Here is a 16,712-nt window from a genome sequence, read left to right as displayed (position 1 = left end):
GGGGAGGGGTGGCCCGCATGGCGGGCCGGGTGGGGTCGGCCCGGCCGGCCTCGACTCGTTTACATGTTCAAGAGGGCGTTCCGCGCTGCCGATATGACCCCACCCGCCTCGCTGCGCTCGGCACTCTCCCATAAAGGGGGAGGGATGGCCGCGCCTCCCGTCCTTCGCCTCTCCGGCATCACCAAGCGTTTCGGCCCGCTCGTGGCCAATGACGCCATTTCCTTCGAGCTGAAGCGCGGCGAGGTCATCGCCCTGCTCGGCGAGAACGGTGCCGGCAAGACCACGCTGATGAACATCCTGTTCGGCCACTACGTCGCCGACGAGGGCACCGTCGAGGCGTTTGGCAAGCCGTTGCCGCCGGGCGATCCGCGCGCAGCGCTTGATGCCGGCATCGGCATGGTGCACCAGCATTTCACCCTCGCCGACAACATGACGGTGCTGGAAAATATCGCGCTCGGCACCCAGAGCCTGTGGCGTCCGCGCCTCGACCGGGCTGCTGCGCGCAGCCGCATCGGGCAGCTGTCCGCCGACTTCGGCCTGGCGGTCGATCCCGCCGCGACCGTCTCGACCCTTTCCGTCGGCGAACGCCAGCGCGTCGAGATCCTGAAGGCGCTTTACCGCGAGGCCCGCATCCTGATCCTCGACGAGCCGACGGCGGTGCTGACGCCGGTCGAGACCGACGCGCTGTTCCGCACGCTGAAGCTGCTCGTCGCCAAGGGTCTGTCGATCATCTTCATTTCCCACAAGCTGCATGAGGTGATGGCCGTCAGCGACCGCGTCCTGGTGCTGCGCGCCGGCCGCCTCGCGGGTGAGCGGGGGACGAAATCGACCGACCGTAAGGAACTGGCGGCCCTCATGGTTGGCCAGGAGGTCAAGCCGGCGGAAGTCACGCCCGTCCAGCTCGGCGCGCCGCTGCTTTTGCTCGACCGCGTCTCGACTGCCCGCCATAACGGCGCCGGGCTCGACGAGGTGTCGCTGACCCTCAGCGCAGGCGAGATCACCGGCCTGGCCGGCGTTTCCGGCAACGGCCAGGCAGCCCTTGCCGCGCTCATCGCCGGCACCCGGCGCCCCACCGGCGGCAGCATTTCCGTTGCCGGCCGGGCGATCGGCGATTGGTCGCCACAGGCAGCGCTCGGCCATGGCATCGCCCGCATCCCCGAGGATCGCCATGCCGTCGGCACCATCGGCGACATGAGTGTGATGGAGAACGTGATTGCCGAGCGCTATGGCAGTCCGCGCTTCAGCCGCATGGGCTTTCTCGACTGGAAGGCGGCCCGCGCCTTCGCCGAGGAGATCATCGCCGACTACGACGTCAAATGCCCGTCGCCCGAGGCGCGCATCCGGCTGCTTTCGGGCGGCAACATGCAGAAGCTGATCCTCGGCCGCGCGCTCGATCCCGAGCCTGCAGTCATCCTTGCCAGCCAGCCGACGCGCGGCCTCGACGTCGGCGCCGTCGCCTATGTCCACCGCATGCTGCTCGCTGCCCGCGAGCGCGGTGCCGCGGTGCTGCTGATCTCGGAGGACCTGGAGGAAATCCTGGCGCTGTCCGACCGCATCGTCGTGATGTCCAAGGGGCGGCTGTCCGTGCCGTCGGCGCGCGGCGAACGCAGCATCCGGGAACTGGGTGAACTGATGGCGGGTCACGGCGGGGAGCAGGCGGCGTGAGCATGGAACGAGTAGCACTCCACGCCACCCGCCTCTGTCCTGCCGGACATCTCCCCCGCAAGGGGGGAGATCAGCTTTCATCGCCGCCCGTGCCAATCGCCAATGTTTCAGGAGGGGCGGTGAGGCTGACGCTGCCAATCTCCCCCCTTGCGGGGGAGATGTCCGGCAGGACAGAGGGGGGTGCTGTCCCACAGCCATCTCAAGCCGTTGGAAGGCAACATCATGCGGCTTGAGCCCAAACCCGCGCCGTCGCTGGCCATCACCCTCCTGTTCCCCGTTGCTGCCATCGTCGCCACGCTGCTCCTCACCTCGCTTCTGGTGCTCGCAGCCGGCGCTTCGCCGCTGTCGGTGTTCTACCTCGTCGCCAAGGGCGCTGCCGGTTCGCAATTCGCCCTGCTCGAAACGCTGACGCGCGCGACGCCGCTGATCTTCACCGGCCTCGCCGTTGCCGTCGCCTTCCGCGCCAAGCTCTGGAACATCGGCGCCGAGGCCCAGCTCTATGTCGGCGGCATCGTCACCGTCGTGCTCGGCACCGGTGCCTTGCCGTTGCCTTCGGTCGTCCTCATTCCCGTCATCATGCTGGCTGCGATGATGGCCGGCGGACTTCTGTTGCTCGGGCCGGCGGTGCTGAAGACCCGCTTCGGCGTCGACGAGGTGGTCACCACGCTGCTGCTCAACTTCATCGTGCTTCTGTTTGTCTCGATGCTGCTCGAAGGCGTGCTCAAGGACCCGATGGGACTCGGCTGGCCGCAGTCGCAGAAGGTCATCGCCGAGGCGCAGCTGCCGCGCATCATCCAGGGCAAGCGCCTCCATTACGGCTTCGTCATCGCCATCATCTCGGCCATCGTCGTCTGGGTCATCATGAAGAAGACCGTGCTCGGCTACGAGATGCGCGCCGTCGGCCACAATCCTGAGGGCGCGCGCTTCGTCGGCATCCCCGTCAACCGCGTGCTGATGAAGACGGCACTCCTGTCGGGTGGTCTCGCTGCACTCGCCGGCTTCTCCGAGGTGTCGGGGCTCAAGGGCAACCTGACCCTCGACCTGTCGCCGGGCTACGGTTACTCCGGCATCGTCGTTGCCATGCTGGCGATGCTGAACCCGCTCGGCGTCATCGCCTCGGCCATCTTCGTCGCCGGCATCTTCGTCGGCGCCGACGCCATGAGCCGCGTCGCCAAGGTGCCGAGCTACATCGCCGACGTCATGGTGGCGACGTCGCTTTTGACGATGGTGGTGGCGATCCTTTTGACGCGGTTCCGGGTGAGGTGGAAGTGATGATGGTTGTGATCCGTCGCGCCCCCCTCTGGCCTGCCGGCCATCTCCCCCTCAAGGGGGGAGATCAGTCGAGTCGACGCCACGCCAATGCTTGCAGCGTGGCAGAGCGCACTGACCGACCGGGAGCCCTGCTTTATCTGCTGACGAGTGGGCGAGGCCGTGGTGACCGCCTGATCTCCCCCCTTGAGGGGGAGATGGCCGGCAGGCCAGAGGGGGGCGACGTAGAGCACCGGAGCCATCCGATGGCGGCAACCAAGGCCAGGAGCCTCTGATGGACGCGCTTGAAATCCTCTTCACCGCCTCCTTCTGGGTCGCAGCCATCCGCATCGCCTCGCCGCTGATCTTCGCCACCATGGGCGAACTGATCTGCGAGCGGGCAGGCGTGCTCAATCTCGGCATCGAGGGCATCATGACGGCTGGCGCCTTCGCCGGCTGGTTCACCGTCTATGCCGGCGGCGATCTGTGGACCGGCGTGCTGGTGGCAGCACTTGCCGGGGCCATGTTCGGGCTTTTGCATGCCACGCTGACCGTGCCGCTAGGCCTGTCGCAGCACGTCGTCGGCATCGGCATCACGCTGTTGGCCACCAGCCTGACCTATTTCACCTATCGCCTGGCGCTGCCGGAAGTGACGTCGCCCCCCAAGATCGAGCCGTTCCAGCCGCTGCCGATCCCCGGACTGTCGAAGATCCCCGTTATCGGCGAAGCGCTGTTTACACAGACGCCGCTGACCTATCTCGCCTTCCTCACCGTCGCCGTGGTCGCCTGGGTGCTCTACCGCACGCCGGTTGGCCTCGCCGTCCGCGCCGCCGGCGAAAATCCGTCGGCGGTCGAGGCGCAGGGCATTTCGGTCACCGCCATCCGCATCGGCGCGGTCATGGTCGGCAGCGCGCTGATGGCGGTCGGCGGGGCGTTCCTGACCATGTCGGCCTTCAACTCGTTCTTCTTCGAGATGATCAACGGGCGCGGCTGGATCTGCATCGCGCTCGTCGTGTTCGGCTCGTGGCGGCCGGGCAAGGCGTTGATCGGCGCCATCCTGTTCGCCGCCTTCGATGCCTACCAGGTGCGCCTGCAGCAGATGTCGGGCGGCATCGTGCCCTACCAGGTGTTCCTGATGATGCCTTATGCGCTGTCGATCCTGGCCCTGATCCTGGTGGCGCGCCGCGCCACCTATCCGAAAGCGCTGATGATACCGTACCAGAAAGGCGAAAGATGAGCTTCGACCTGATCGTCAAGGGCGGCACGCTGCCCGATGGAACCGTTGCCGACATCGGCATCAAGGGCGAGCAGATTGCCGCGATCGAGCCAAGGATCGATGCCGCGGCCGGGCGTGTCGTCGATGCCTCCGGCAACCTCGTCAGCCAGCCCTTCGTCGACCCGCATTTCCACATGGATGCGACGCTGTCCTACGGCCTGCCGCGCATCAACGTCTCGGGCACGCTGCTCGAAGGCATATCGCTGTGGGGCGAGCTCAAGCCGCTGCTGACCCATGAGGCGGTCAAGGAACGCGCACTCGCCTATTGCGACTGGGCGGTCTCGATGGGCCTGCTCGCCATTCGCACCCATGTCGACACCTGCGACGACCGCCTGCTCGCCGTCGAGGCCCTGCTCGAGGTCAAGAAGGAGATCGCGCCCTACATCGATCTCCAGCTCGTCGCCTTCCCGCAGGACGGGCTCTATCGCTCGCCGACAGCCCGCGCGAATACCATTCGCGCTTTGGACAAAGGCGTCGACATCGTCGGCGGCATCCCGCATTTCGAGCGCACCATGGCCGACGGCACCCGCTCGGTGACCGAGCTCTGCGAGATCGCGGCGGATCGCGGCCTGATGGTCGACCTGCATTGCGACGAGACCGACGATCCGCTGTCGCGCCATATCGAGCAATTGGCTTACGAGACGCAGCGGCTTGGCCTGCAGGGCAGGGTGGCCGGCTCGCACCTGACGTCGATGCACTCGATGGACAACTACTACGTCTCGAAGCTTTTGCCGCTCATTGCCGAGGCCGGCGTCTCGGCGATCCCCAATCCGCTGATCAACATCATGCTGCAGGGCCGCCACGACACCTATCCCAAGCGCCGCGGCATGACCCGCGTGCCGGAGATGCTGAAGGCCGGCATCCGCGTCGGCTGGGGCCAGGATTGCGTCCTCGATCCCTGGTATTCGCTCGGCACCGCCGACATGCTCGACGTTGCTTTCATGGGCCTGCACGTCGCCCAGATGTCCTCGCCCGCCGACATGCGCCGCTGTTTCGACATGGTGACGAAGGTGAATGCCGAGATCATGGGCCTCGACCATCTCGGTCTGGAAATCGGCAAGACGGCGAGCCTCGTCGTGCTCGACGCTGGAAACCCTGTCGAGGCGGTGCGCCTGCGCGCCGAGCGGCTTTGCGTCGTCGCCAGGGGCAAGGTCGTGGCCGAGCGTTCCAAGCGCGACACGGCACTGTCGATCAAGGGCCGCCCGGCCTCCATCAACCGCCGCCACGTGGTGCCGCCGCAGGCGAACTGAGCTGAAAGTCAGACCGGCGACGGGAAGCGTACGGCGTTACCCTCTCCGGCCCTTCAGGCCACCTCCCCCAAAGGGGCGAGGAACCCAGCTGGAAATACCCCGACATCGAACGGATACGGTGATGAACCGATGCGGTTCAGAATCCAGGTTCCTCGCCCTTCTGGGGAGAGGTGCCGAGCGAAGCGAGGCGGAGAGGGGCCTTGCTGCCAGAGCGCTTGTCTCTAGGCATGCTCTTTCCGAACTCCGGTCAAACGCCTAAAGTAGCCATCCGGAATCAAGTTTGCCGGACCACTTGAATGCGAGGCGTAGCCATGAAGTTCAGGACCGTCTTGTTGCTGCTTACCGCCGCCGTTCTTGCCGGCTGCGTGTCATCGGAAGAACAGCGTGCCCGTGACGAGGAAAAGTGCCGCTCCTACGGGTTCAGCGCCCGTAACGACGCCTTTGCCGAGTGCCTGCAGCGCATCGAACTCGACCGCCGCGCCGAGTTCCGCCGCCGCAGCGACTTCGACGACTGGACCAGGCCTGTCGTGGTCTACAGGCCTGTCGTCGTCGCGCCCAGGCCGTGATCGCTGGCGCTGCGACGCAGCAACGCATGGTCCAGGGCACTTAGCCCTCGCAAACGCCGCGTTGCGGGCCTAGATAGGCGCGATCCGGGCCCGTTGCCCGGGCGGATTCCTGTGCCATGACCTTCCGACAAGCCCTTGCGCTGCCCAAGAACAATCTCGTTCTTGCCGGCGTCCTGTTGATGCTCCTGGGCGACTTCATGTTCGCCCTCAACGATGCCATGGGCAAATGGCTGGTCGCCAGCTTTTCCGTCGGCCAGGTGCTCCTGATCCGCTCGATCGGCGCCTTCATCATCCTCGGCCCGATGATCGCCAAGCAAGGCGTGGGCCCCTTGACCAGGGTCGAGCGTCCCGGCCTGCAGGTATTGCGCGTCGTGCTCGCCACGGCCGACACGGGATTCTTTTACGCTGCCGTCGCCTATCTGCCGCTTGCCGACGTCATGACCTTCTACATGGCAGGCCCGATCTACATCGCCGCCCTTTCGCACTTCTTCCTGGGCGAAAAGGTCGGCTGGCGCAGGTGGATCGCCATCGTGCTCGGCTTCTGCGGCGTGGTCATCGCGCTGCGCCCGTCGACCGCCTCGCTGTCGTGGCCGTCGCTGTTCGCCATCGTCGGCAGCCTGTCCTTCTCCGTCACGCTGATCCTCAGCCGCAAGCTGCGCGCCACCAACGACACCACCCTCGTCACCTGGCAGACGCTTGGCGCGCTCGCCGCCGGCGGCGTGCTGGCGGTCGCCGACTGGCGGGCGCCAAGTGCGCTCGACTGGTCGGCCATGCTGCTGCTTGGCGTCGTCTCATGCGCGGCGCACCTGATGATCACGCGCGCGCTCAAGCTTGCGCCCGCCTCGCTGCTGGCGCCGCTGCAATACACGCTGCTGCTGTGGGCGGTGGTGATGGGCATCGCCTTCTTCGGCGACTATCCCGACGCCCAGGGCCTCGTCGGCTCGGCGATCATCGTCGTTGCCGGCCTGTTCATCTTCCACCGCCAGAAGGTGGTCGACAAGGCAGAGCCCGAGACGGTGCCGACCAGCGTGCATTGAGCACCTAAACAAACTGGAAATTACCCCACCCCCATCCCCTCCCCACAAGGGGGAGGGGATGGCCTCGCAGCCTCTTCCTGCCACCTCATTAAAGGTTGGCATCAAGTGTTCGCGAAGCCGCCGGTCCTCCGCCCTTGTGGGGAGGGGTTAGGGGTGGGGTATGTTGCCGCAATCCTGAAGGAAGCTACCGCCCCAGCACCAGCGCCCAGTAGCGCTTGTCGCTGCCCTTGCCCTCGCGGACATAGGCGAGCCCGAACTTGCTGAACCTGGGGTCGAGCATGTTGCGGCGGTGCCCGGCGGAGTTCATCCACATTGAAAACAGCTTGGCCGGCTCCATGCCGCCATGGGCGACGTTTTCCGCTGCCGCCCCCTCGACGCCGTTGTCGTTCATGCGGGCGGCAAAATCCTTGCCCCAGCCGGTGGTGTGCTCCATCTTGCCGCTGCGTGCCATGTAGCCCGCCTGCTGCAGGGCGGCACGTTCCAGCGTTGTATCGGGGCGCAACGGCGGCAAGCCGTGCTCCGAGCGGATGGTCTCGAGATAAGCGACACCCGTCGCCGACGCACCGGCGCCGTCACCCGCGAGGTTCGAACCGGTTTGGCACGCGGCCAGGAACAGCAGTCCGCCGATTGCCGTTGCGCGCAATGCCGCGCGAGCCATCTTCTTCGCCATCATCCGGTCCTTGTCTCGTGCCCGTCCTTGCGAGCCTTGATAAGGCAGATCATGGCTTTTTGGCGAGTGCTGCTCGCCCGGCCGGCCGCGTTAAGATCGCGGTTGGAACGTTTTATGCCCTTGTCCCCGCCGGATCGAGTGGCGGCTTGAGCTACCGCCCGTCACGCGGCGGGCGCGCCGGGGATGGGGAACGAGATGGGCAGGCCTGCGCTTTCGATTGCTTTGTTGATTGCTCCCCACAGAATGGAGACGAGCGCATTCCAGGCTTTCTCGATGGTCAGGATCGTCAAGGCCACCAGGGTGCGGGCAAAATTCTCCGCCGACGCCCTCAGGCTCTCGGTGAAGAAATCGCGGTCGTCCGCGTCGATGTCGCCGCTGATTGCAGCTTGCGCGATCAGTGCAGCCTGCTTGGCCAACAGTTTTGTCTGCTCCTCCGCGAACTGCACATGATCCCTGACATCGTCTCCGATTATCTTGGTCAGCGAGGACAAGATTTTCTTGCTGACGGCCTCGGGCTTGAATGGAAGCGCCATGATTACCTCCCGCTATCGTTCGAGGGCCTTTTCATAGATCAGGGCATTCCGGATCAGGATTTCGAACTGATTCTTGAAAAGCCCGGTACTTGTCGTGGAAAGGCCGCGGCGCTCGTCCGTGTCGCGCATTCGCGTCAGCAGCAACACGATCTGTTCCGTGGCTTCGATGGTGGGGGCCTGGCTGAGCAGGTCAATCTGCCCGGCCCTTTCACTGGCCAGTGAGCGGGTCTTCAGGAACAGCGACGGCGGTGGCGGCGAGGGCCGCGATTTGGCTTGCAGCCGGAGTGCGTCAAACTGGCCGATGAGGGAATCGTATTCGGGCTTCCGCTTGCCAAAGCTCTGCGCCTTGCTGCCGGACGAGACAGACGCAAACAGGATCATTGTCTGCTCGTTCGCCGTCGTGAGACCTTGAACGATTGTCTTGTCGAACATCGGTGCAAGCTGGATCGCGCAGCCTGCCATGTTGAGCGCGAGCAGGATGGGCAACAGCAGCCGAACCAATGTCAGCTTGAAGCCGATCAGATGCGATGGCCCGGTTGCCTGGACGCAACCGCCTGGCGATTGGAAACCATTCATGAACGCCCCCCTGCTTCGTCATGAATGTTACTCCAGGTTGCTGCATGTGTAAAATACAACCATAAATAGAAGAACCGCTTGGCTTGAAATCTATCCTTTCACGCGCGTGCCTTCCGGATCGAACAGCGGCTCGAGATGGATCTGCGCTGGCACCCGCTTCATCGCCACGACCAGCTCATAGCTGCCGCCGGTCAGGAAGGCGTCGTCGACTCCCCCGGCATTGCGGACATAACCGAAGCCGATGTTCTTGCCGACGGTGTAGCCATAGCCGCCGCTGGTGAGGTAGCCGACCGGCTGGCCGTCGCGCAGGATCGTCTCGCGGCCGACAAGCACGACCTCCTTGTCATCGACCGTGAAGCAGGCGAGCCGCTTGGTCAGCGGCGCGTTGTCGAGCTTTTCCAGCGCCTTGCGGCCGAGGAAACCGGTGTCCTTCTTCAGCTTCACCGTCCAGCCGAGGCCCGCCTCGAAGGGCGTGTCGTTGGGCGTAATGTCGGAGCCCCAGGCGCGGTAGCCCTTTTCGAGCCGCAACGATTCCAGCGCGCGATAGCCGACCGGGCGGATGTCATGCGCCTTGCCCGCCGCCATCAGCGTGTCGAACACCTCGCCGGTGACGCCGATCGGCACGTGCAGCTCCCAACCGAGCTCGCCGACATAGGTGACGCGCAACGCGCGGACCGTGGCGTCGGCGATGGTGATCTCACGCACATGGCCGAAGGGGAAGGCGGCGTTGGTGACGTCGGTGTCGCTGACCGCTTCGAGCACCTTGCGCGCGTTCGGCCCCATCAGCGACAATGTGCCGAACTGTTCGGTGACATCGACCAGCGTCGCGTCCAGCCCTGATGGAATGTGGTCGCTGATCCAGGCGAGGTCGTGGGTGCGGAAACCGGTGCCGGTGACGATGTAGAACTTGTCGTCCGCAAGCCGCGCCACGGTGAGGTCGGCCTCGATGCCGCCGCGCGTGTTGAGCAACTGCGTGTAGGTCAGCCGCCCCGCAGGCTTCGACACGTCGTTGGCGCAGATGAAGTCGAGCGCCTTCTGCGCATCCTTGCCCGTCATCTCGTATTTGGCGAAGGACGACTGGTCGAACACGCCCACCGCCTTGCGCACATGGGCGTGCTCGTCGCCGACCGGCTCGAACCAGTTCTGCCGGCCCATGGCGTAGATGTCCCTGGCCTCCATGCCCTTTGGCGCAAACCAGTTAGGCCGCTCCCAGCCGAGCTTCGAGCCGAACACCGCACCGTGCGCCTTCAGCCGCTCATAGAGCGGCGAGACGATGTAGGGCCGCCCGCTGTCATATTCCTCGTGCGGATAACCGATCGTGTAGTGCTTGCCATAAGCTTCGAGCGTGCGGTCCGACACCCACTGCCGGTCGCGGTGAAGGCCCGAAAAGCGCCGGATGTCGACGACCCAGAGGTCGAGCGGCGCCTCGCCGTCGACCACCCACTGCGCCAGCACCCAGCCGGCGCCGCCGCCCGAGGCGATGCCGAAGGCGTTGAAGCCGGCGCCGACGAACATGTTCGAACATTCGGGCGCAGCACCGAGGATGAAGTTGCCGTCGGGCGTGAAGCTTTCCGGGCCGTTGATCATCTGCTTGACGCCGACGTCAGCCAGTCCCGGCACGCGCTCGATCGCCTGCACCATGTGCTGCTCGAAATGATTGTAGTCGTCGTCGAACAGGCGGAATTCCCAGTCGTTGGGCACGTCGCCCGTCGTCCAGCCCTGCGGGTTGGGCTCATAGCCGCCCATCACCAGCCCGCCGACCTCCTCCTTGAAATAGGTGCGGCGGTCGGGGTCGCGCAGCGTTGGCGCGTCGGTGGCGAGCCCGGGCAGCTTCTCGGTGATGATGTACTGGTGCTTGACCGGCTGCAGCGGCACGTTGATGCCGGCCATCGCGCCCACCTGCCGCGCCCACTGGCCGGCGCAGTTCACCACCTTGTCGCAGGAAATGTCGCCCTGGTCGGTCCTAACCTTGACGATGCGGCCGTCCTTCATCTCGAAGCCGGCCACCTGCACGTTCTCGAACAGCTTCGCGCCATGCATGCGCGCTCCCTTGGCCAGCGACTGGGTGATGTCGGACGGGCTCGCCTGGCCGTCGGTGGGCAGCCAGGAGGCGCCGACGAGATCCGAGGTGTCCATCAGCGGCCACATGCGCTTGACCTCATCCGGCGACACCAGCTGCATGTCCATGCCGAAGCTCTTGGCCGTCGTCGCCAGCCGCTTGTATTCGGTCCAGCGGTCCTGGTTGGTGGCGAGGCGCAGGCAGCCGGTCATCTTCCAGCCGGTGGCGAGCCCGGTCTCGGCCTCAAGCCCCTTGTACAGTTCGACCGAGTATTTGAGCACGCGCGTGATCGAGGCCGACGAGCGCAACTGACCGACCAGTCCCGCCGCATGCCATGTCGAGCCCGAGGTCAGCTTGCCCTGTTCGAGCAGGATCACGTCGGCCTTGTGGTCGCGCGCCAGGTGATAGGCCGTCGAGCAGCCGATAATGCCGCCGCCGATGACGACGATCTGCGCGTGCGAGGGGAGGGCCATGACTACAGTTTCCCGTATTGGTTCTGGTAGGTTTCGAGCGCGACCTCGAGCTTGCCGAGGTTTTCCGTGGTGTAGGCGACATAGTCGCTGCCGGGCGCGGAGAGGTGGAGTTCCGAGACCATGCTCCACATCGCCTCGCGCAGCAGCGAGGCGCACTGCATGGCCGCATGCGAGCGGCGGATATCCAGGTTGGGCGGCCCGCCGAAATAGGTGGTGAGCAGTTCGTCCGACTCCTGCTCCGTCATCCCCGCATTGGAGGCGATGCCGGCAAGGTCGAACATTCCGGTCGAGAACCCGGCATATTCGAAGTCGATCAGCCACAGCCTGTCGCCGTCGTCGAGGAAGTTGGCCGGCAGCAGGTCGTTGTGGCCGAAGATGATCGGCAGCGGTGCCTGTGCCTCCTCGAGCGCGTCTGCCAGTTCGAGATAGCGCGGCAGGTCGGCCGTCATCCGGCTGCCGCCGGCCTGAAGCGTGCGGGCATAGTCGCGGATCACGTGGAAGGCCCAGAACATGAAGCCGGGCCCCGAAACATACCTGGGCATCTCCAGATGAAAGCGCCTGACCATGCGGGCGATGCCCGTTGCATTGGCCCGGACGTCGCCGCCGCCATAGGTCCGGGCGCCGAGAAACGCGGTCACCATCACGCCGGGTGCCGCATATTGCAGCTCCGGCGCGAAGCCCGCCTCGAAGGCTGCCTTCGCCACCATCACCTCGCGCTCGCGGATGACGTGATGGAAGGGAAAGTCCTTGCCGAAGCGCACGACATGCGCCCCCGACGCATCGCTCACCACCCAGCTTTCGTTGCTGATGCCGCCCTTGAGCGGCGCGATCGTCACCGCCCCGTTCCACAAGGGCAAGGCGCGGATGCGGTCTTCGCTGTTCGACATCCAGCCTCTCCGTGCCGTGTCCGGCGCGTTCCCCTTGCGCCTTTGTCTTGTTGAGGGGCAGTCTCACGCGGCGAAAGCTGCGGTGTCAATCTGGATTTGTGGTTTTTGTTGTTATTTTGCCCGTATCTGTTGAGAATGGCGTCGTGAATGCGGTAGAGTCAGTCAAATCGGAACTCAAAACCGGCCATTCCGGCCGCTCGAGCGGGGCCGCCTGATGAATCACTCCAAGCGCCACAGCGAAATCCTGCGCCTGCTCGAAGACGAGGGCACGATCACCATCGCCGACCTTGCCGACAAGCTCGGGGTCTCGCTGGAAACCGTGCGCCGCGACGTCAAGCCGTTGGCCTCGGATGGTGCGATCCTCAAGATGCACGGCGCCATCGGCCTGCCGTCGGCCGTCGGCGAAGCGCCCTTCGAGCGCCGCATGCGCGAAAATGCCGAGGCCAAGCGGGCCATCGCCAAGGCCGTCGCCGCCACCATCCATGACGGAGAGTCGGTCATGCTCGATACCGGCACGACGACGAGCTATCTCGCCCGGGAACTGCTTGGCCATCGCCGCCTGACGGTGGTGACCAACTCGTCCGACATCGCCCGGACGCTGGCCACCGTCAACGGCAACAAGGTCTACATGGCCGGCGGCGAGCTGCGCAGCGACAGCGGCGCTGCCTTCGGCGTCTCGGCCATCGAGTTCGTCAGCCGGTTCGCCGTCACCCATGCGGTGATTTCCGCCGGTGCCGTCGACGCCGCCAATGGGGTGATGGACTACAATCTTGAGGAAGCCGAGTTCGCCCGCATGGTCCTGGCGCGCGGCCAGCGTTCCGTTGTCGTGACCGACCACACCAAGTTCGGCCGCCAGGGCTTGGTCCAGGTCTGCGGCTTCTCCGGCTTCACCGAGCTTTTCACCGACCGCCAGCCCCCGGACGACCTCGCCGGGGCGCTGGCCGAGGCGGGCGCGCAACTGTCGATATCCGGCCGCTAGGCCAGCGGCTCGCGTGGAAACACCAGCCTGAAGCGGGCGCCGCGTTGCTCGCCGCTGGCCAGTTCGATGCGGCCGCCATGCATCTGCATGATCTCCTGGACCAGGTTGAGGCCGAGGCCGGCACCATGCCCGCGCGAGCGCAGCCGGTAGAACGGCTCGAAGATCTTGTCGCGTTCGGATGCCGGCACGCCTTCGCCTTCATCGGAGATCTCGATCGTCGCCGGCAGCTCGATCGCAATGCCGATCCGGCCGGCATTGCCGCCATGCTCGATGGCATTCTGCACCAGATTGGTGACGGCCCGTTCGATCGCCGTCTGGTCGCCGCTGATGATCAGCTCTCCAACTGACGGTTCGAATGTCATCTCGTAGCCCGCGGCAAAAGCCATCGGCGCGAGATCGACGATGACGCCGCGCGCCAGGGCCACGAGGTCGACGCGGACGAGACGTTCCGATTGCCGCCCCAGGCGCTGGATGTCGAGCAGCTGGTCGGTCAGCGTCGACAGCCGGGCTGTGTCCTGCAGCAGCCGTGCCCGCTCCGGCGTCGCCGGCAGGGAGGTGATGCGCGTGTTGAGGATGGCGACGGGCGTGCGCAGCTCATGCGCGGCGTCGATCAGGAAGCGCTTGTGCCGTTCATAGCCCTTGTCGAGGCGGTCGAGCGCCCCGTTGACGGCTTTGACCAGAGGCGCGATCTCCAAGGGTATCTGCTCCACCGGCAGGCGAACGCCACGTTCGTCGATGTCGATCTTCTGCGCCTCGGCGGCCGCGCGCCGCAGGCCGGCGAAGGCGTTGCGGACCACCAGCGGGATCACCAGCAGCGTCGCCACCGACATCACGCCACCGACCGGCAGGATGAAGTCGGTGAATATCTCTGGCGTTATTTCCAGCAGCGCCGTGATCTTGAAGCGACCTTGCGCGCCGGTGAATATCTGGACCCTGCCGGCGTTGGTGTCGTACCAGTCCACCGACGCCGCAGGCAGCGTCGTTCCTTTCTTCCAGACCAGCCTCGCACTGTCGATATGGTCGAGCGCGGCGGCCATCCGGGCAAACTCCGGCGGCACGGTGCCTTCCGACATCGAATGCCCGTGCTCGTCGCGCAGCACGAACCAAAGCTCGGGTACTTCCTTGCGCAGGTCGGCCAATGCCTTGCCGTTCTTCAGCACAAGTTCGCCCGAGGGATCCTTGCGCACGTCCTTCACCAGCACCTGGACGGCACGCCCCTCGTAATTGTCGGGAATGACGCCGGTGACGATCAGGGCGCCGAATACCACGCCGATCAGCAGCGTCAGCAGAACCACCTGCAGCACGACGAGCCGCCACACCAACCGCCATTTCAGCGAGATCGGGCGGAAGAAGCGCTTGAGCGAGCGGAGAATGCGGACGGCGTTCATGACGTCTCGCGCAGCATGTAGCCGACGCCGCGCACGCCGTTGATCTCAACGCCGCCGTCCGCCTCGGCAAGCTTGCGCCGCAGGCGCGAGACGTGGGTGTCGAGCGCGTTGGACTGGATCTCGTCGTCGAGACCGAACACCGCCTCCATCAGCGAGGCGCGTTGCACCATGCGTCCCATGCGCCTCAGCAGCGCCTCCAGCACCAGAAGCTCGCGGCGGGGCAGGGTCAGCGCCTCGCCGCGGATCGAAACCTCGCGATGGCCGAAATCGAATGCCATCTGGCCGGCCCGGATCACCTGCGTCTGCATGTTGGCGGGCCGGCGCAGCAGGGCGCGCAAGCGGGCCAGCAGCTCCTCGAAGGCGAAGGGCTTGGCCAGGTAGTCGTCAGCGCCCATGTCGAGGCCGTCGACCTTGTCGGAGGTGTCGCTGCGTGCCGTCAGAACCAGCACCGGCGTGGCGTTGCCGCGTGCCCGCAGCTTGGGCACCAGCGTCAGGCCGTCTCCGTCGGGCAGCTGGCGGTCGAGCAGGATGGCGTCATAGGCATCTTCGGCGGCGAAGTCGCCGGCTTCCAGCAGGGAGGCGGCGTGGTCGACCACCATGTCGTGCCGCTTCAGCGCTGTGCGCAGGGCCGAGGCCAGTTCAGGCTCGTCTTCGACCAGCAATATACGCATTCAACGTCCCCGATAGGTGCACGAACGGATGTGAGATGTGGCCGGGCTAACGACTCAACATTGCCGAAGCATTGCGAAACAACCGCCCGGCGATGCAACCGAGAAATGCCGGAACTCCGGATTTCCCGCAATGCCTGTGTAATCCAGTGGCCGCAAACAGCCCCGACCAGCCGTCGGCGGCCGATTCGCCGGCCGTGATGAATACGAAAGAGGTTCGGAAATGACTGCGAGCGAAACATTGACCTTTCTCAAGGCCTGGGCCCGTGCGCCGCTGAAGATGGGCGCTGTCGCGCCATCGGGTGCCAGCCTGTCGACCCTGATGACGCGTCACCTCGGGCCGGAGACCGGTCCGGTGCTGGAACTCGGCGCCGGAACCGGGTCACTCACCCGGGCGATGCTGGCGCGCGGCGTTCGCGAGGAGGACCTGACGCTGATCGAGTTCGACGCCAGCCTGACCCACCTGCTCCGCCGCCGCTTTCCCCGCGCGCGCGTGCTGGAAATGGACGCAGCCGAACTGCGCAGCCGGCCGCTCTTTGATGGCCCGGTCGCCGGCGCCGCCGTCAGCGGCCTGCCTTTCCTGGCGATCCCGCCGCGCCAGACGCTCGCCATCCTCGAAGGCGTTTTCGCTAATGTCAGGCCCGATGGGGCGATGTATATATTCACTTACGGCTTCCGTTGTCCTATCGATCAGCCGCTGCTCGACAGGCTCGATCTCGAAGTGACGCGCGTTGGCCATACTTTCCGCAATCTGCCGCCGGCCGCAGTCTATCGGATCATCAGGATGAAGCCGGCAAAGAGTTACGACTGGCGTTTTGCATGATTCCATCGATCCTGGGCTTCGGACTGTTTGGCGCGGCGTGTCTTGCCTTCACCGAGAAGATATCGCCGGTCCCACCGTCGCATGTGCTGCTGCTGTTTCTCGGCATGACCGCCGCCCCGGACATGCAGACGCTCGTCGCGCTGATGTTTGCGACCATGATCGGGTCGACCCTTGGTTCGATGATCTGGTACGCCGGCGGCAACTGGCTGGGGCCTGACCGCGCCGATGCCTTCGTTCGGCGTTTCGGCAAATTCGTCTTCCTCAAGCACGCCACCTACCACCGGCTGACGCAGGCCTATCGCCGCAACAACTTCCGGGCTTCGCTGGTGGCGCAACTGGTGCCGGTGGCGCGCACCTACCTGGCGCTCGAGGCCGGCGTCCTGCGGCTTTCCTTCCTGCCCTTCGCACTCGCCACGCTGTGCGGCGCCCTGATCTGGAATTCCGCCTTCCTGGTCGGCGGCTATCTGATGCGCGACGGCGACCACGATCCGGTGACCATCGGCTTCCGCATCGTTGCGATCGTCGTCGCCGCCGAGATCGTCTTCCTCCTGGCATTGCGCCACAGCACCCGGAGGCCGGCCGAAGACCGCCCTCCGGGCGAACCGCCCCGATAG

The 16,712-nt window shown here is 65.5% G+C and carries 16 protein-coding genes; 9 read left to right on the top strand and 7 right to left on the bottom strand.

The window, feature by feature from the left end:
- The first annotated feature begins 144 nt into the window (after nt 1–144).
- From ASC75_RS22005 to ASC75_RS21975, 6 genes are all read left to right on the top strand, one after another.
- The gene (locus tag ASC75_RS22005) at nt 145–1,665 is read left to right on the top strand and encodes an ABC transporter ATP-binding protein (RefSeq protein WP_055980492.1); all 1,521 of its coding nucleotides are present in this window, start codon (nt 145–147) and stop codon (nt 1,663–1,665) included.
- 222 nt (nt 1,666–1,887) lie between these two features.
- Entirely contained in the window at nt 1,888–2,937 is a 1,050-nt protein-coding gene (locus ASC75_RS22000) for an ABC transporter permease (protein ID WP_055980997.1), read from the top strand.
- 271 nt (nt 2,938–3,208) lie between these two features.
- A complete protein-coding gene (locus ASC75_RS21990) occupies nt 3,209–4,150 on the top strand; it encodes an ABC transporter permease (protein ID WP_055980485.1) in 942 nt (313 codons plus the stop codon).
- Nucleotides 4,147–5,439 carry an amidohydrolase family protein gene (locus ASC75_RS21985; protein ID WP_055980482.1) on the top strand — a complete coding sequence of 431 codons (1,293 nt, stop codon included), beginning with the start codon at nt 4,147–4,149 and terminating at the stop codon, nt 5,437–5,439. Before ASC75_RS21990 ends, ASC75_RS21985 begins: the two co-directional genes overlap by 4 nt.
- 311 nt (nt 5,440–5,750) lie before the next feature.
- Nucleotides 5,751–6,005 carry a hypothetical protein gene (locus ASC75_RS21980; RefSeq protein WP_055980479.1) on the top strand — a complete coding sequence of 85 codons (255 nt, stop codon included), beginning with the start codon at nt 5,751–5,753 and terminating at the stop codon, nt 6,003–6,005.
- A gap of 116 nt (nt 6,006–6,121) precedes the next feature.
- Nucleotides 6,122–7,042, top strand: coding sequence for a DMT family transporter (locus tag ASC75_RS21975; RefSeq protein WP_055980476.1), 921 nt, complete (start codon nt 6,122–6,124; stop codon nt 7,040–7,042).
- A 184-nt stretch (nt 7,043–7,226) separates the two neighbouring features.
- Here the strand turns inward: ASC75_RS21975 and ASC75_RS21970 are convergent, their stop codons facing one another.
- The 5 genes from ASC75_RS21970 to ASC75_RS21950 form a co-directional block, all read right to left on the bottom strand.
- A complete protein-coding gene (locus ASC75_RS21970; protein WP_244487912.1) occupies nt 7,227–7,712 on the bottom strand; it encodes a CAP domain-containing protein in 486 nt (161 codons plus the stop codon).
- Nucleotides 7,713–7,873: 161 nt separating this feature from the next.
- The gene (locus ASC75_RS21965; protein ID WP_055980473.1) at nt 7,874–8,245 is read right to left on the bottom strand and encodes a hypothetical protein; all 372 of its coding nucleotides are present in this window, start codon (nt 8,243–8,245) and stop codon (nt 7,874–7,876) included.
- A gap of 12 nt (nt 8,246–8,257) precedes the next feature.
- Nucleotides 8,258–8,821, bottom strand: coding sequence for a hypothetical protein (locus ASC75_RS21960; protein WP_055980470.1), 564 nt, complete (start codon nt 8,819–8,821; stop codon nt 8,258–8,260).
- A gap of 90 nt (nt 8,822–8,911) precedes the next feature.
- Nucleotides 8,912–11,353 (bottom strand): FAD-dependent oxidoreductase, encoded by a 2,442-nt coding sequence (locus ASC75_RS21955; protein ID WP_055980467.1) that lies wholly within the window; start codon nt 11,351–11,353, stop codon nt 8,912–8,914.
- Nucleotides 11,354–11,355: 2 nt separating this feature from the next.
- On the bottom strand, nt 11,356–12,240 hold the full coding sequence (locus ASC75_RS21950) for a choline/ethanolamine kinase family protein (RefSeq protein ID WP_055980464.1): 885 nt from the start codon (nt 12,238–12,240) through the stop codon (nt 11,356–11,358).
- A 214-nt stretch (nt 12,241–12,454) separates the two neighbouring features.
- Here ASC75_RS21950 and ASC75_RS21945 point away from each other — a divergent pair, with 214 nt between their 5' ends.
- Complete coding sequence (locus ASC75_RS21945; protein ID WP_055980461.1) at nt 12,455–13,219, top strand: DeoR/GlpR family DNA-binding transcription regulator; 765 nt, start codon at nt 12,455–12,457, stop codon at nt 13,217–13,219.
- On the opposite strand, the gene ASC75_RS21940 is transcribed toward ASC75_RS21945, so the two are convergent.
- Together ASC75_RS21940 and ASC75_RS21935 are read right to left on the bottom strand one after the other, a co-directional pair.
- Nucleotides 13,216–14,607, bottom strand: a complete 1,392-nt coding sequence (locus ASC75_RS21940; RefSeq protein ID WP_055980458.1) for a HAMP domain-containing sensor histidine kinase — start codon at nt 14,605–14,607, stop codon at nt 13,216–13,218. The two genes, ASC75_RS21945 and ASC75_RS21940, sit on opposite strands and share 4 nt — an antisense overlap.
- On the bottom strand, nt 14,604–15,278 hold the full coding sequence (locus ASC75_RS21935) for a response regulator transcription factor (protein WP_055980455.1): 675 nt from the start codon (nt 15,276–15,278) through the stop codon (nt 14,604–14,606). Before ASC75_RS21935 ends, ASC75_RS21940 begins: the two co-directional genes overlap by 4 nt.
- Before the next feature lie 220 nt (nt 15,279–15,498).
- Between ASC75_RS21935 and ASC75_RS21930 the strand changes: the two genes are divergently transcribed.
- A complete protein-coding gene (locus tag ASC75_RS21930; RefSeq protein ID WP_055980453.1) occupies nt 15,499–16,098 on the top strand; it encodes a methyltransferase domain-containing protein in 600 nt (199 codons plus the stop codon).
- Nucleotides 16,095–16,712 carry a DedA family protein gene (locus tag ASC75_RS21925; RefSeq protein WP_055980450.1) on the top strand — a complete coding sequence of 206 codons (618 nt, stop codon included), beginning with the start codon at nt 16,095–16,097 and terminating at the stop codon, nt 16,710–16,712. The genes ASC75_RS21930 and ASC75_RS21925 overlap by 4 nt, the downstream gene beginning before the upstream one ends.

The sequence above is a fragment of the Aminobacter sp. DSM 101952 genome (assembly GCF_001424795.1).
Classification (GTDB): domain Bacteria; phylum Pseudomonadota; class Alphaproteobacteria; order Rhizobiales; family Rhizobiaceae; genus Aminobacter; species Aminobacter aganoensis.
The sequence above is the reverse complement of the archived record's forward strand: the minus strand, read 5'-3'. Positions and strand labels throughout refer to the sequence as shown.

Excerpts from the sequence above, each read along its gene's own strand:
- ASC75_RS21965 (WP_055980473.1), bottom strand. The coding sequence starts at position 8,245 with ATGGCGCTTCCATTCAAGCCCGAGGCCGTCAGCAAGAAAATCTTGTCC.
- ASC75_RS21960 (WP_055980470.1), bottom strand. The coding sequence starts at position 8,821 with ATGAATGGTTTCCAATCGCCAGGCGGTTGCGTCCAGGCAACCGGGCCA.
- ASC75_RS21945 (WP_055980461.1), top strand. The coding sequence starts at position 12,455 with ATGAATCACTCCAAGCGCCACAGCGAAATCCTGCGCCTGCTCGAAGAC.
- ASC75_RS21970 (WP_244487912.1), bottom strand. The coding sequence starts at position 7,712 with ATGGCGAAGAAGATGGCTCGCGCGGCATTGCGCGCAACGGCAATCGGC.
- ASC75_RS21985 (WP_055980482.1), top strand. The coding sequence starts at position 4,147 with ATGAGCTTCGACCTGATCGTCAAGGGCGGCACGCTGCCCGATGGAACC.
- ASC75_RS21975 (WP_055980476.1), top strand. The coding sequence starts at position 6,122 with ATGACCTTCCGACAAGCCCTTGCGCTGCCCAAGAACAATCTCGTTCTT.
- ASC75_RS22005 (WP_055980492.1), top strand. The coding sequence starts at position 145 with ATGGCCGCGCCTCCCGTCCTTCGCCTCTCCGGCATCACCAAGCGTTTC.
- ASC75_RS21925 (WP_055980450.1), top strand. The coding sequence starts at position 16,095 with ATGATTCCATCGATCCTGGGCTTCGGACTGTTTGGCGCGGCGTGTCTT.
- ASC75_RS21935 (WP_055980455.1), bottom strand. The coding sequence starts at position 15,278 with ATGCGTATATTGCTGGTCGAAGACGAGCCTGAACTGGCCTCGGCCCTG.
- ASC75_RS21930 (WP_055980453.1), top strand. The coding sequence starts at position 15,499 with ATGACTGCGAGCGAAACATTGACCTTTCTCAAGGCCTGGGCCCGTGCG.
- ASC75_RS22000 (WP_055980997.1), top strand. The coding sequence starts at position 1,888 with ATGCGGCTTGAGCCCAAACCCGCGCCGTCGCTGGCCATCACCCTCCTG.
- ASC75_RS21980 (WP_055980479.1), top strand. The coding sequence starts at position 5,751 with ATGAAGTTCAGGACCGTCTTGTTGCTGCTTACCGCCGCCGTTCTTGCC.
- ASC75_RS21990 (WP_055980485.1), top strand. The coding sequence starts at position 3,209 with ATGGACGCGCTTGAAATCCTCTTCACCGCCTCCTTCTGGGTCGCAGCC.
- ASC75_RS21955 (WP_055980467.1), bottom strand. The coding sequence starts at position 11,353 with ATGGCCCTCCCCTCGCACGCGCAGATCGTCGTCATCGGCGGCGGCATT.
- ASC75_RS21950 (WP_055980464.1), bottom strand. The coding sequence starts at position 12,240 with ATGTCGAACAGCGAAGACCGCATCCGCGCCTTGCCCTTGTGGAACGGG.
- ASC75_RS21940 (WP_055980458.1), bottom strand. The coding sequence starts at position 14,607 with ATGAACGCCGTCCGCATTCTCCGCTCGCTCAAGCGCTTCTTCCGCCCG.